We start from the raw sequence: 14,537 nt of genomic DNA on the forward strand, positions 1-14,537 counted from the left end.
AGCACCTAATTTTGCCGGGGCTTACCCTCAAGCAAAAACTGTTTTCTCTAACTATACGGGAAGGAGCCTCAGCGTGAAGATAAGCGCATCCTTCATATCCTAACCGCCGAAGGGATTCAGGCTAGGCGCAGCGTTTAGGCGGCAACAGATTTCTTCATCAGGATATCCGTCTGCTGATCGTTACCCAGCTGAAAAATATGCGTACCGAAGGCGGTGAACCCGTTTTTCTCGTAGAAACGCAGGGCTCGATGATTATGCTCCCACACCCCTAGCCACACATAGCTTGCCTTTCGGTCTTCTGCCACGCTCATGGCGTGATGGTAGAGGGCCTGCCCAACACCGTTTCCGTGATAGTTGCTCAGCACGTAGATACGCTCAATTTCGAGCGCGTCCGCCGCCTGCGGTTCGGTTTGTGCGTGTGCAGTATTGAGCTTGAGGTAACCCACGACGTGCCCGTTTACCTCGGCAACGTAGAAGAATGAATTAGGGTTGCTGAGTTCCCGGGCGAGCTGATCTTCTGAGAAGTTCTCCGCAAGGTAGCGGTCCATATCTTCGGCTTTGTTTGCCTCTGAAAATGTTTCGGTAAACGTATCACGAGCAATGCCGCGCAAAATCGGAACATCGCTGATAGTGAGGGGAGTAATCCTCACGTTATCTTAGCCTTCCTACTTTTACCCGTTATTCTGCTTCTTCTGCTCAGAGGGTTTTTCTTGGTTCTTGGCGCTCCCGTCCTGCTGCTCGGTTTCGCCGCTATCCTTGGCTTTTTCCTGGTTCTCGGCGATGATACTCAGGTTGGTTTGTGCCATCTCGTACTGCTCCGAAGCAGACTCGGGAATATTCTTCCAGACAGCAACTGCCTCGTCCGTTTCACCCAGTTTGTAGTAGGCACCACCAATATTGAATTGGGCCTTGTAGAAGTGCTCAGAAGCATCCTTGGGAACACGTTCCCACGCCACTAGAGCATCGTCAATATTGCCCTGTTCTTCGTAGATAAGTCCGGTATTATATTGGGCTACCGCGTAGGGCTCAGAGGCGCTGGCAGGAATACGTTCCCAAGCCTCGACTGCTTTCGTCGGTTTGCCCTGCTCCACATAGGAAGTACCGATATTGTACTGTGCCGAAGCGTAGCGTTCCGGTAAGCTCTCGGGTACACGCTCCCACGCGGTAATAGCCTGTTCTAGCTTTCCTTGGCTGTCGTACACCATGCCCAGATTCATCTGCGCGGTCGCGTATTGTTCGGGAATATCGGCAGAAACGGTCTCCCAAAGTTCGAGAGCCTGCTCTGTCTTGCCTTGGTTGTAATAGGTTACGCCCAAGTTGTTGAGAGCCATCGCGTACTGGTCAGGAACGGTGCTGGGTACCTGCTGGTAGGCTTCAGATGCCTGTTCGGCTTTACCCTGCCCTTCGTAGAGCACGCCCAGGTTGTTGAGAGCTTTCGCGTATTTTGCGGGGGCTGCATCGGGAACGTTCTTGTAGGCTTCAGCGGCCTCGTCCATTTTACCCTGCTGTGTGTAGGTGGCACCCAGGTTGTATTGCGCGTGCGCATAAAGATTAGTGACATCCTTGGGAACACGCTGGTAAGCTTCAATAGCTTCATCAACGTTGTTTTGCTGTGCGTAGGTTACGCCCAGGTTGAACTGCGCCATCGCGTACTGCTTTGGGGCAGCAGAGGGAATATTCTTCCACGCTTCAAGAGCCTTATCAGTTTCGCCCTGTTTAATATAGGCAGAGGCAAGGTTGTTGTGCGCCTTGGCGTATAGTTCGGGAACATCTTTGGGAATGCGGTTCCAGGCTTCGACCGCCTGCTCTACTTTGCCCTGGTCTCGGTAAACGATACCGAGATTGTTTTGGGCTGTTGCGTAGGCTTGCGGGTTCTCGTCGGCAGAAATCGTGCTCAGCACGTCGATAGCTTTATCGAAAGCACCAGCTTTGTAGTGCTCCTTGCTCAGGTTAAGACGCTCCTGCACGGTCATCTGCTCTAACGGGTTCTCTGCTTCGGTCACGGTGATCTCCATAGGCGGTGTCTGTGGAATTTCGGGCAGGAAACAATCCTCTGCCTGAAACGCATATATATAAGAGTAACGGTGTGCAACCTCTGTGTGAAGTTTGACGCCCCCGTAGAAAGATGAAGATTAGAATAAGTTTTTGCGGGTAGACACCATGTTTTCACGCGGAGGAAGAACTCTCGTGCAGGCTCCGTGCTCCTTTACCCCTTGTTTCTAAATGGGTTTTGAGAGATGCGAACCTTGCTCTCCTTGACGTCTTCTTTTTGGTCAAGACCATCATCTTCTTTTTGATCTAGCAGGATGCGGAAGAAATCTTGGTACTTTGCCGAGCCGGGGGAGAGATAGATTTTATCGATACGTGGCAGTACAGGCTCCTCATACTCGACGTACATCCACTGTTTTTCCCAATCATGACGGATTTTCTCATCGTGAAGATGAGTAATGTACATTATCCGACATTCCTGTTCCTCTTGAAATGCAATATGTTTCACCAGGTACTGCAAGGGGAGAAGGATAAAACGGACGGCTTCAAGAATTTTCTGTTTTTCGTCTTTATTGCACTTATTGTATGAGTGATCTTCATCTGTAAATATTGATTTAAGTATGAGTGAGATAGATTTATTGCTATTATCTTCTTCGTTAAATAAGTTTTTTTCAACATTTTCCTCTTTTATTGAAATTGATTCATAATATTTTTCCCATTTTTCTTTCGAATTTGCGTCTTCATTGTGTTCGCGATAGAAAGTGGATTTGTCTCGTTGAGCCAGAGTCCAATACCCGGTCTCAGGGTCCAGGTAAATGCACCGGTAGAGTGTAGATTTGTCTATTAATAATCTCTTATTATCGTTCTCTGGTTTCCCTGCTTCGCCAGACTTATTAGATGGATCCGATGAGGCACCGGCTATATACTTTAGTGCGCCTGAGTGCTCGCTAAAAAACTCTTTGTTGAATACCAAGCTAACGCCTGTTGCTTCTCGACCATTCTCTTTTCCATAGAGGCGAAACTGGTTAAGACTGTCATGATTAAAAGTGAAACAACTAACGAAAGTTGCGGTATCGTTTGTATGTATGGTTTCTGGAATACCTTGCTGGTCCCAATAATCACTTAGAACTAGACCTTCCGTTGGGTCATTGACGCCACGAATAGTATTGAGTCGGAACTTTGATGGCTTCTGCTCATTTTTCTTACATTCAAATAGTTTAAAAGCTGTTAACGCTCGACTATAGTGTGCAACCTTCGACTCAAATTCTGGGATTATCTGAAGAGACTTTAGGATTTCATCAGTATTTTTAGCTAAACTATGAAGATCTTCCCTTAGTGCCAGAGGGCAATTAAGAATTTTGAATCCGCGTTCAGACTTATAGTAGGAGAAGCCACTCGCATTATCGTACGCTTCGTGTGCTTGTTCCTCTTTTTCTTTATCTAGTGAGTAAACCTCCCCAAGACCAAGTTGTGCTTCGACATAGGCTTCAAGGCTGTGGTTGGAGTCAACTTTTAACCAGGTATCAATGGCCTTTTCCGGTTTGTTCTGGTCTTTATAGACGAATCCGAGGCTGTACTGTGCCCATGCGTAGGCTTTGGGATCGTCGCTGTGGCGAACCTTTGACCAGGCTGCGATGGCCTGCTCCGGCTCGCCTTGGTCGTGATAGGCGACTCCGAGGCTGTACTGTGCCCATGCGTAGGCTTTGGGATCGTCGCTGTGGCGAACCTTTGACCAGGCTGCGATGGCCTGCTCCGGCTCGCCTTGGTCGTGATAGGCGACTCCGAGGCCTAGCTGTGCCCATGCGTAGGCTTGGGGATTATCGTTGTGGTGGATGTTTGACCAGGTGGTGATGGCTTCATCCAACTTGCCTTGGTCTTTATAGGCGTTCCCGAGGCCTAGCTGTGCGCTTGCGTAGGCTTGGGGATCGTCGCTGTGGCGAACCTTTGACCAGGCTGCGATGGCTTCATCCAACTTGCCTTGGTCGTGATAGGCGTTCCCGAGGTTGCGCTGTGCTCCTGCGTAGGCTTGGGGATTATCGTTGTGGTGGATGTTTGACCAGGTGGTGATGGCTTCATCCAACTTGCCTTGGTCGTGATAGGCGTTCCCGAGGCCTAGCTGTGCGCTTGCGTAGGCTTGGGGGTCGTCGTTGTGGTGGATGTTTGACCAGGTGGTGATGGCTTCATCCAACTTGCCTTGGTCTTTATAGGCGTTCCCGAGGCCTAGCTGTGCCCATGCGTAGGCTTGGGGGTCGTCGTTGTGGTGGATGTTTGACCAGGTGGTGATGGCTTCATCCAACTTGCCTTGGTCTTTATAGGCGTTCCCGAGGCCTAGCTGTGCCCATGCGTAGGCTTTGGGATCGTCGCTGTGGCGAACCTTTGACCAGGCTGCGATGACCTGATCCAACTCGCCTGGGCTTTCATAGGCAAGCCCAAGGTTGAGCTGTGCCCATGCGTAGGCTTTGGGGTTGTCATCACGGGTGATGTTTGACCATACTTCGATAGCCTCAGAAATTTTACCCTCATTGTAGCGGCTTCTTCCAAGTTCAAACCGTTCTTGTGCAGTCATCTGTTCTAGAGGCTTATCCGGTGTTGCCACGTTTTTCTCCTCGGGGTTAGTGAGATAAAACTTATGTGTTACCTAAAATCTCACTTTTAAAGGTAGCAGTGTTGCCTCTTATGCAGAGGTAACACTGCATTATTCCCCACAAAAGAATAAAAAATAACAATAGTGGCATGTCAGCACAAAGCTAGAACAACTTTTCCCCGTCAGACGCCATTTTTGCTTGCTCAGTGATAGCCGCATAGTTAGGGCCTACCGCGCCGATCGCCTGGGTAAGGGGCACACCTGAGCCGTCACGTGAACCGTGCTCGGTCGGCAGGGAACGCGCCACACCGCCCGGCGTGCCAGCCTTTGCGGGGCCAACGCCAACCCACGCCAGTGCCAGCTTCGACTCTCCCGTTAAGAAACGATGCGCCCGCACGCCACCAGTCGCGCGGCCTTTCTGCGGGTACTCCGCTAGGGGAGTGACCTTCGCACTCGCCATACCGTCCTGCCCGTTCGTAACGGTCACAACTTCGGCGGCAGAACCCGGGGCGGTCACGCCGAGTGCAATTACCGCATCCTGCGCGCCCAGCTTAATACCGGCGATACCGCCGCCCGCGCGGCCTTGTGGACGAACCTTAGCCGCATCGAAGGTCAGAAGTTTCGCCTCCTGGGTGACTAACGTTAGGGCATTATCGTCGGAAGAGCACACGGTTGCGGCAATGACCGTATCCTTCGGCTTGAGCTTGATAACGTCCCACTCCGTCTGGTTCAGCGGATACTCCGGGTTCACGCGCTTAATCACGCCGTTCGCCGTTGCCAGCGCAAGTACCTCATTCAACGGCACAAGCCCCACCAGCTTCTCACCCTTTGCCAAGGCAACAACCTCGGTAGCTTTGACGCCCGTAGTCAATACAGGAGTTCCCGAAGAATCATCGAACACCACCAAATCCATGACCGAAAGGCGCACCATGCGACCTGTAGAGGTCACCGCACCAATCTCGCCCCGCGCCGTCGTGGGAACAATAGAGGTGAAGACGTCATGTTTAATGCGTTTGCCCGGATCAACTAGAGCCTCACGCATTGGTTTACCCACCGTGCGCCCCAGTATGCCGGAAGCTGTCAGCAGCACCCAACAGGGCTCATCGGCAATTTCAAGCGCCAACCCGAGGCTCTTCTTCGCCTTTGAGGCCCCGTTTGAGACAGCCTCAATCGCAGACTGCATATCGTCTTTCGTCTTCAAAACGGTACGGCGATCGTTACCGTACTTCTCGGCAACCTCGGCAAGCTCGTCAGATACCAGCTCACGCAGCGCAGAATCGGAACCCAAAATACGTTCCAGCTCAGCGATCTCCTGGCGTAACTTATCACGCTCAGCCTCAAGCTCAATGCGGGAATACTTTGTAAGCTGGCGCAGACGCAACTCAAGAATATAGTTCGCCTGAACCTCCGTCAGATCGAAGACCGCCATCAACTTCTCACGAGCCTGCGCGGTTTCATCCGAAGACCGAATAATCTCAATAACTTCGTCAATATCGACAATGGCAATCAACAGACCATCCACCAAATGCAGACGGTCCTTATGCTTACCCAGACGGAATTCGGTGCGGCGGCGCACCACCGACAGACGATGATCAATATACACCCGCAGAAGATCAAGCAGTCCCAAGGTCTGCGGTTGACCATTCACCAGCGCCACATTATTAATGCCGAAAGAATCCTCCAACGGCGTGTGCTTATACAGCGAGGCCAGCACAGCCTGCGGATTAAAACCGTTCTTAATTTCAATAACAAGGCGCAGCCCGTGTTTGCGGTCGGTCAAATCGACCACATCAGAAATACCGGTCAGTTTCTTGGCGTTAACGCCGTCCTTGATCTTTTCAATAACCTTTTCGGGGCCCACCATATACGGCAGTTCAGTCACCACAATGCCCTGTTTACGGGGGGTCACCTGCTCAATAGAGACCTTGGCACGGGTCTTGAATGTGCCGCGCCCGCTTTCGTAGGCATCCTTAATGCCGCTCAATCCGACAATCGTGCCGCCGCTGGGCAGATCGGGGCCGGGAATGAACTTCATAATCTCTTTGAGCGTGGCATCAGGATGCGCAATCAAATGTCGCGTACCCGCAATAACCTCGCGCAGGTTATGCGGAGCCATGTTCGTTGCCATACCCACCGCGATGCCGGTTGTACCATTGACCAATAGGTTAGGGAACGCTGCTGGCAGCACGCCCGGCTGCATGAACTGGTTATCGTAGTTCGGCACAAAATCAACAACGTCTTCGTCAAGATCCGCAGTCAGCGCCGTCGCTGCGGGAGCCATGCGTGCCTCCGTATAGCGGGCAGCCGCCGGGCCGTCGTCTAGCGAACCAAAGTTACCGTGCCCATCCACCAATGGCAGGCGCATCGCAAAAGACTGCGCCAAACGCACCATCGCATCGTAAATAGCGGCATCACCGTGCGGGTGCAGCTTACCCATGACCTCGCCGGTCACGCGGGCGCTCTTCACATGCCCCTTATCCGGGCGCAGCCCCATCTGCTGCATCATGTAGAGGATGCGCCGCTGCACCGGTTTCAGCCCGTCACGCGCATCCGGCAGAGCACGCGAATAAATAACCGAGTAGGAGTACTCCAAAAAGCTGGATTCCATCTCGGCAGAGACATCAATATCGACAATATTTTCGACAATATCAACCGGGTAATCTTCAACGGCGGACTTGCTGCGGCGTGCCATTTCTCTCCTTGAGGCGCACAATAATGCACCCAATGTGGGGTGGGCGTATTCGTAATTCTATTCTACAGGTAGCGCAGAAAAATCCGCCCAAATGCCCGTCAAAGTAGCACAGGCGGCATGTAAAGCACTAAGGTATAAACTACGGTGTCTGACAACGGCACTACACATGCGCACACGAATCTGCCTTATTACCTATGACCCTAAGGAGTCTTCATGACAGCGACCGCATATGATCCGCGGGAAAAGCTCACGGCCGATATCGAGCGTGCAGGTTTCTACCCAGATCTAGTGCGTGACATTGTTGATGAAGCCCTTGCCGGTTTAGAACCAGAATCCCATTTTGTGCAGGTTGAAACGCATTTCAGCCATAATAATTTGCATCGCCATATCACGGTTTTAGTTGTTAGTGGATCTTTGTTGATTCTGGCCCATTTAGACGACCAACATCTTGAAGAAGAAGGGCAGCAGACCGTAGCGCATGTGGGCGTTGAAGCGGTTAAGCTGAGTTCTTTGCGCGCCGTCACTATTAGTTACGGGTACGATAATCCGCAGGCATATAAGCCCGGAACGGTCCCCACCGAACTTTCGATGCAGATAGCATGGACGGGTTCGCTGCACCTGGAACTGGCACCCGCTACCTGCCCCGATCCGCACTGCACCGCAGATCACGGGTATAGTGGTGACGCCAGCCGAGAAGATTTAGCATTGCGCGTCTCGGCAACAGCGGACGGTCCCGAAGCTATCCTTCAAGCGCAGCAGTTCGCCCGCGCCCTACACCGCGCACATATTCAGGTAAGCGAAAGCCGCTGATATGTCTGAATACCTCGATTACGCTGGAAACCCGGTGCCCCCGCCACCCGCCTATGGAAGTAACAGCGTGGCAGATGTTTTCGAATCGGCAGCATCATTGGTAGCGCAGAGAAGCTTACCGCGTGCTCAGCATCCGTTGGATGATGAACCAGGTTTCAGCCTGGACGCAGACCCGCTCAACCTGGCACAACGACTAACTGAAGTTGGGGCTGACCCAAACGGATTCCGTAATATCTGCCTGATCATGGTCGATGGTCTGGGAGAACAACTGCTGCAAAGCTACGGATCTTATGCGCCTTATCTAAAAAAAACAGTCTCTTTAGGGGCATTGGATGCTGCATTCCCCACCACGACTGCAGCTTCGCTAGGCTCGTTGGGCACCGCCTCCGCGCCGGGGGCTCATGGGATTGCTGGCTACGAGGTTCGCAACCCCACGACGAATACCGTGATGAACCATCTTTCGGGGTGGGATAAGAACGTTGATCCGCACGCCTGGCAACCCCTGCCCACCGTTTTCGAGCGGTACTGTACCGATAGGCGCGTGGTGACGATTTCACTGGAGAAATACCGGGGGAGCGGGCTCACCGAAGCAAACTTGCGCGGTGGCGAGTTTGTGGGCGCAGCCGACTATAACGCTCGTATCACTTATGCCTGCGAACTTCTGGCCTCGCGCACACCGACCTTGATATACCTTTACTGGGGAGAGCTTGACCAAGCGGGGCATCGCTACGGTGCGGGAAGTGACGAATGGCTTGAACAACTTGAAGAACTTAATCTGGCATTGCGTCGCCTTGCCGAACGTTCCCCGGCGTGGGCTGGTATTTTCCTCACGGCCGATCACGGCATGGTAAATGTTCCGCAGGAAAACCGCATCGACTATTCGGCGACCAAAGAACTTCTGGAAAATGTTGCTATGACGGCGGGGGAACCGCGAGTAGTACAGCTCTATCTGCACGATACTTCACCGGATGCCCGTCGCCAGAGCGCACAATGTTGGGTTCGGCACTGGGGCGAGCACGCTTGGGTGCTAGACTCGCATGACCTGTATGAGCGGGGCTACTACGGCACGGTAATTCGTGATGCAGCGCGAGAACGAATTGGCGATCTGATCGTTTGCGCTCGTGATAATTATGCGCTCTACGATATGCGCCGCCAGAAGGAACGCGCCCTTGCCATGGTGGGGCAGCATGGCTCGCTGACCGATGCGGAGCGTCTTATTCCTCTGCGGTATCTGCCGACCTCCTAACGTCAAGGACGACAGGCTAAATTGTCTGTATCTTCAGGAATCCTAGTAAGAAATTACTACTATTTACGCCCGCCGAAAAGGATATCATCCCATGCAGGAATGCTTCGGCGCTGCTTCTTCGAAGAACTGGTCTTGTTCCCATCACGATTGTTTTGGTGATGCTCGCCCTTGGGCTCCGGAGTGTGATGAGCATGCTCGGGCTTTGAAGCCACAGAGTCGTCGTTGTCATGCTCATCAACGGGTTCAACTGACTGCGGGGTATCCGGCTCAGGCTCATACACTTCCGGCTCTTCCACCACGGGAGTAACCGGGCGTACCGAGCGGGCGCGTTCGAGAAGCTCATTGAGTTTACGTTCGTCACGGCTTTCGCCCTTCAAAGAAGAGGTAGGCGCATTAACGTGTACCGGAGTCGTATGAGTAGTCACAAGCCGCTGCTGCACCGGGGCGGTTGCCTCAGGATGTTCTTCGTGCTCTTCATCTTCGCCATCCAAAGAAGTTTTCTTAGCCGCAGCTGCCACCGCAGCCGGGCTTCCCATCAGGAAGTATGCTGCCTCATTTGATGCGTACAGCCCTTGATTAGCCGGGTTGTAAGTCCAACGAGCGGGGAACCGTACCTTTTCAGGCAGGTGGGAGCGTGCCTCATCGGAGAGCGCAAAGTCGGCTTCGACTCGCCACTGCCCGTTTTCTTTCTGCCGAGTTTCCCAATCCTGGGTGGCATCCTCAAAACCGTGCTGGTGCGCAATCTCGGCGATACGAGCCGCAAGGGTGACAGGAATTTGCCCTATGCCAGAGGCTGAATCACGCCGTCCCACTTTCACGTTTTGAGCGGCGCGAATAATGTGCGAGCGCTCCGCCACGATAGGCCACTCGTACCTGCGCACGCGTTCCGGTTCCCAACCGGATTCTTCAGCAATTTCTTCTACGCTTGCACCCTGTCGGAAGCGAGTTTGAATATCACGCGGACCGAAAGACCCCTTAGTACCTCGCCCGCGAAGCGGCTGGATGCGTCGTGCCTTAGTGATGCTTGTGCGCAGATTCGCGTCAATTGGAAGGAGAAACCTAGTGCCGTCAGCAGACTCAAGCACCAGATTTTCACCGTCATCATGTACGCCAATCAGACGCAATTCAAGCATAAGAACCTCCAAATTCATGGGTGGGGCAACACCACAACCATGCCGTTATGCCGGTTTAAAAACATAAAGTTACCTACCAAGGGTACCGTGAGAGCCGTAAAAAACGGTAGTAAAACCCCCAAAACATCGTGAAAAAATCCTAAATTGATATCTTCCAAGAGGCCTTTATGACGGCTAAAAGTTCACTAACTGCGTCCCGATTAGACAAAATGGGTATCAATAGTGAACAATACCTGCATGCCGCCGTCGCATAACACGCCGATATGTGATGGGGTACTACCTATTTAGACCACCGTGGGCGGTAGGATTTCAGCCCACCAAAAACGACGGAGCGTGATAGTTTGGCAACTGATTACGATGCACCCCGCAAGCAGGATGACGAACAGAACGAAGAATCCTACGAAGAGCTGAACGCGCACCGTTCGGAGATGCAGTCCGGGGCGGTGGATGAGGATGAGAATACTGCGGCAGAAAGTTTTGAGCTGCCCGGTGCAGATCTCTCCAATGAAGAGCTCAACGTAGTGGTTCTGCCCGCACAGGAAGACGAATTCACCTGCGCATCCTGCTTCCTGGTTCGTCACCGCTCGCAGATTGCGCGTGAAGAAGACGGTCTGTTGTACTGCGTAGAATGCGAAGGATAAGAAGCTAAACCATACGACTCAAGGGCGGTTTCCTTAGGGAGACCGCCCTTTTAGCTGCAAAGAAAACTAGCCGTTTAGAATCTCGGCTATTTTTTCGGGATTACGAGTTGAGGCAATCCAGTAGGGGGTTGGATCGGCAGGGTCGGTAATATCGAGGCGGATTTTCGGTGTTATCCACCCGCGAAAACACATATATGCGCGCCCATCAAGGTCGGGACCAGCCGCAATACGGGCCTGTTCGCCACGAAATGCGTGTGTTTCACCCACATAAGCACGCTCAATACTTGCTCGCCCCACACGAACCCAATCCTGCGATATTTCGATAGTGGGCGCGGAGAAGTATAAAATCCACCCGAGAAGAAGCGTAACAACGACAGCAGCAATAATACCCACCGGAATACCAATAGGAGCGCCCACCAGATAAGATGCACCTCCGGCACACAGCGTGAGAAACCACATGCCAGGTCCAGGAGAAAGACGCTCATAATAGAGCGTATGAGGTGACGAAGAAGCCATCGTAATAGTCCTTCTAAGCTTGTTGGGTACCTGTTCAGATGGCGTCTAGAAAAAGAGTGTGTGCACCATCTGGGCAGAAAATCATATTCAACATTCTAACTGAGGTTATTTTCTGCGCACTCCAGCACCGTGCAGTACTTATGTGAAACTCCTGTACGCTAAAGGGACAGAGATGACGTAGCCCCTGTATGTTCGGTAGAGTGAAAGACATGATTAATCCCATTGATGTCCAGATTAAAATGCTTGATGCAGAGCTCCCAGCACCGTCTTACACCAATCCTGGTGATGCGGGCGCAGACCTGCGTTCACGAGTAGATTTTGCACTGGCGCCTGGAGAGAGAGCACTTGTACCTACCGGTATTGCTATTGCTCTTCCCGAAGGATATGTAGGGTTGGTGCATCCGCGTTCGGGGCTTGCTACTAAACACGGAATCACAATTGTTAACGCACCGGGAACTGTCGATTCTGGGTATCGCGGTGAACTTATGGTGACGTTATTGAATACGGATCGTGCAAAGTCTTTCCAAATCAAGCGTGGTGATCGTATTGCCCAGCTTGTCATTCAGCGTTATGAACACGCTAATTTTGTGGTGGTAGAGAACCTTGACGAAACCGAACGAGGATCTCAGGGATTTGGCTCAAGCGGCTTGAAATAATCTTTTACCGCGTAATTCGGCAGATAATAGACTTTAATCGCACAAAGAAATATACAATATCTGCATACAATATGAGACGCACTAACATCTACCAGTAAGGGATATTCAGTGTTTGGTTTTGGCAAGAAAAGCTCTGACGATGAGCGTAAGAAAGCAGAAGAGAAAACTACTAAGGTTACTTCTAAAGACTCCAAGAAAGAAGATGCTGAGCTAACCAAAGCTAAGTCTAAGTCCAGCCTTAACAAGGTCGATCGTGATGATGAAGAGCCCGAGGTAGTTATCTACGACCGTTCTGAAGGCCCCCACGATATTGGTGAGGTTGATGATACCGAAGAATACATCGACCTTGGTGCTCTATATATTAAGATGCTTGACGGCCTAAATCTGCGTCTTGAGATGGACGAAGGTACGGGAGCTGTAATTGCCGCAACCTGTATTCGTGCTGGTGGAACCCTCCAGATTCAGGCGTTCGCAGCGCCTCGTAGTACTGGTATATGGGATGATATTCGGCATGATCTTGCCGAGTCTGTGGCATCGCAGGGCGGAACCGCCGAAATGTATACGGGTGAGTTTGGCGCCGAGATGCTAACCCGCCTTCCCGCTACAACTGAGGACGGGAAACGAGGGGAGCGCATCGCACGATTCGTTGGCGTCGATGGCCCTCGATGGTTCTTACGCGGTGTTATTTCTGGCGAGGCCGTTCTAGGCAATGAAGAAGCTGCTGAAGCGATTGAAGAGGTCTTCCGTACCGCTATTGTCAATCGTGGCGACGACCCCCGCCCGCCACGTGAGCTATTACCCATGACGATGCCGGAACAGATATATACCTTAGACGACTCAGGTGATGAAGAGCAGGAACCTGAGGAGCAGGTGAGTAGTCGAGAGACTGAAACGAAGAAAAAGAAGAACGAGGATAAACGCGAACTACGCCCAATGCCTCGTCGCGGACCCGAGATTACAGAGATTGGGTAATGCCGCGCATAGATAACAGCCACGCTGCACCCGGTTCGGGGACTTCTTCTCAAATTGAGGCGGAGTACCCCGAACGTTTTCGTGTTCGCCTAGCTGGCCGTATCGATCAGGTGTGGATTCCTGCTGTTTACGATAAACCGCTCTACCAAGCAGAACTTATCGTGGCGAAATCAAAACCGCTTCAATGGGCCAGTCCTCTAGCCCTAATTGGTATGCCCATTGTTGAGCCTCCTGGCGAAGACTTTGACGATGAGCAGGAAGACTCGCAGAATGCTGAGACCATTATGCCTGATGGAGACCAGCAACAATCAGTTTTGGGGAAGAACCCCATGACGGAGAGCTTAGAAGTGCGGTTCCCCTCACGTCCGCCGTTTTCTGTGGGAGAAAGAGTAACCCTTATTTGGCATGGGCAGCGTGTGGTTCCTGGTTTACTGGCGGGGTGCCTGTTGCGGTGCTCTGGGGTTATTTCAACGCACACGTATCCGCCCGTGATGTACAACCCCCGATACGAGATTGTTCCCCAATACTTCTTAGAAAAGGATCCTCGACGTGGTTAATACTCCACATGACCCTCAGCATTCGAATAACCAGTATGCCTCTGACGGCGCCCAGAGTGCAGAGACAAACTCGATATCGGGGCAAGAATCATTAGGTAAGAGCCTAAGTACTTCTTTGGGAAGCAATATCCGCCGCACAGAGTCAGGTCATGTTGATGTGCTCCATGCAATTGGCGGGTGGCGTGGACTCGTAGAAACTTCTCTGCCTTCATTGCTCTTCCTTATCTTCTTTACGGTCACCAAAGATTTAAACTTGGCCTTAGTTATCGCGGTGGCAGCTGCAGGTATTTTTACCGTGCTGCGCCTTATACAGCGCAGTAAACTCATACCTGCGGTGTCGGGTATTGTGGGTGTTGCAATTTGTGCTTTCACTGCTTTTCGCACGGGGAACGCTGCCGATTACTATTTGCCGGGTTTTTGGACGAACGGCATTTACAGTGTTGCGTTCATAGCTTCGATTATTGTGGGTTGGCCTCTGGCGGGACTCATTTTCGGGTATATCAGAGGAGAGCAGCTTACCTGGCGACAGAAACCCGAACGTTTGAAAGCCTATAAGCTGGCAACGTGGATTATGGCGGCTGTCTTGCTGTTGCGACTTGCGATCCAAATACCGCTTTACTATATGAACGCTACCGAAGTCTTAGGTGCTATGCGCATCGTTATGGGGCTGCCTCTGTACGCGGCGGGTATCTGGCTGGCGTGGCGAGTATCTGATCCGGCAGAAACCTTATAAAACTCTTT

General features: G+C 52.0%; 13 protein-coding genes. 7 read left to right on the forward strand and 6 right to left on the reverse strand.

Annotation, left to right across the window (positions count from 1 at the left end):
• Positions 1–134 precede the first annotated feature (134 nt).
• The 4 genes from HMPREF0733_RS08365 to HMPREF0733_RS08380 form a co-directional block, all read right to left on the reverse strand.
• Positions 135–650 carry a GNAT family N-acetyltransferase gene (locus HMPREF0733_RS08365; RefSeq protein WP_013398916.1) on the reverse strand — a complete coding sequence of 172 codons (516 nt, stop codon included), beginning with the start codon at positions 648–650 and terminating at the stop codon, positions 135–137.
• Between the two features lie 21 nt (positions 651–671).
• Complete coding sequence (locus HMPREF0733_RS08370) at positions 672–2,003, reverse strand: tetratricopeptide repeat protein (RefSeq protein WP_244864698.1); 1,332 nt, start codon at positions 2,001–2,003, stop codon at positions 672–674.
• Between the two features lie 203 nt (positions 2,004–2,206).
• Positions 2,207–4,585, reverse strand: a complete 2,379-nt coding sequence (locus HMPREF0733_RS10785; RefSeq protein WP_013398918.1) for a tetratricopeptide repeat protein — start codon at positions 4,583–4,585, stop codon at positions 2,207–2,209.
• Between the two features lie 151 nt (positions 4,586–4,736).
• Positions 4,737–7,265 (reverse strand): DNA gyrase/topoisomerase IV subunit A, encoded by a 2,529-nt coding sequence (locus tag HMPREF0733_RS08380; protein WP_013398919.1) that lies wholly within the window; start codon positions 7,263–7,265, stop codon positions 4,737–4,739.
• 213 nt (positions 7,266–7,478) lie between these two features.
• On the opposite strand from HMPREF0733_RS08380, the gene HMPREF0733_RS08385 reads away from it, so the two are divergent.
• On the forward strand, positions 7,479–8,075 hold the full coding sequence (locus HMPREF0733_RS08385; RefSeq protein ID WP_013398920.1) for a DUF5998 family protein: 597 nt from the start codon (positions 7,479–7,481) through the stop codon (positions 8,073–8,075).
• A gap of 1 nt (position 8,076) precedes the next feature.
• Positions 8,077–9,321, forward strand: coding sequence for an alkaline phosphatase family protein (locus HMPREF0733_RS08390; RefSeq protein WP_013398921.1), 1,245 nt, complete (start codon positions 8,077–8,079; stop codon positions 9,319–9,321).
• Between the two features lie 59 nt (positions 9,322–9,380).
• On the opposite strand, the gene sepH is transcribed toward HMPREF0733_RS08390, so the two are convergent.
• Positions 9,381–10,454 (reverse strand): septation protein SepH, encoded by a 1,074-nt coding sequence (gene sepH, locus HMPREF0733_RS08395; protein WP_244864700.1) that lies wholly within the window; start codon positions 10,452–10,454, stop codon positions 9,381–9,383.
• A gap of 341 nt (positions 10,455–10,795) precedes the next feature.
• Between sepH and HMPREF0733_RS08400 the strand changes: the two genes are divergently transcribed.
• Entirely contained in the window at positions 10,796–11,095 is a 300-nt protein-coding gene (locus tag HMPREF0733_RS08400) for a DUF4193 domain-containing protein (RefSeq protein ID WP_004004482.1), read from the forward strand.
• Positions 11,096–11,161: 66 nt separating this feature from the next.
• Here the strand turns inward: HMPREF0733_RS08400 and HMPREF0733_RS08405 are convergent, their stop codons facing one another.
• On the reverse strand, positions 11,162–11,611 hold the full coding sequence (locus HMPREF0733_RS08405; RefSeq protein WP_004004483.1) for a DUF3093 domain-containing protein: 450 nt from the start codon (positions 11,609–11,611) through the stop codon (positions 11,162–11,164).
• 209 nt (positions 11,612–11,820) lie between these two features.
• On the opposite strand from HMPREF0733_RS08405, the gene dut reads away from it, so the two are divergent.
• The 4 genes from dut to HMPREF0733_RS08425 all read left to right on the forward strand — a co-directional run bounded on the left by dut (position 11,821) and on the right by HMPREF0733_RS08425 (position 14,529).
• A complete protein-coding gene (dut, locus tag HMPREF0733_RS08410) occupies positions 11,821–12,267 on the forward strand; it encodes a dUTP diphosphatase (RefSeq protein WP_238382320.1) in 447 nt (148 codons plus the stop codon).
• A gap of 108 nt (positions 12,268–12,375) precedes the next feature.
• Complete coding sequence (locus HMPREF0733_RS08415; protein ID WP_013398924.1) at positions 12,376–13,239, forward strand: DUF3710 domain-containing protein; 864 nt, start codon at positions 12,376–12,378, stop codon at positions 13,237–13,239.
• Positions 13,239–13,796, forward strand: a complete 558-nt coding sequence (locus HMPREF0733_RS08420) for a nucleic acid-binding protein (RefSeq protein ID WP_013398925.1) — start codon at positions 13,239–13,241, stop codon at positions 13,794–13,796. The genes HMPREF0733_RS08415 and HMPREF0733_RS08420 overlap by 1 nt, the downstream gene beginning before the upstream one ends.
• Complete coding sequence (locus HMPREF0733_RS08425) at positions 13,789–14,529, forward strand: DUF3159 domain-containing protein (protein ID WP_013398926.1); 741 nt, start codon at positions 13,789–13,791, stop codon at positions 14,527–14,529. The genes HMPREF0733_RS08420 and HMPREF0733_RS08425 overlap by 8 nt, the downstream gene beginning before the upstream one ends.
• Positions 14,530–14,537 lie beyond the last annotated feature (8 nt).

Origin of the sequence: Rothia dentocariosa ATCC 17931 (assembly GCF_000164695.2) — a bacterium.
GTDB classification, from domain to species: Bacteria; Actinomycetota; Actinomycetes; order Actinomycetales; family Micrococcaceae; genus Rothia; species Rothia dentocariosa.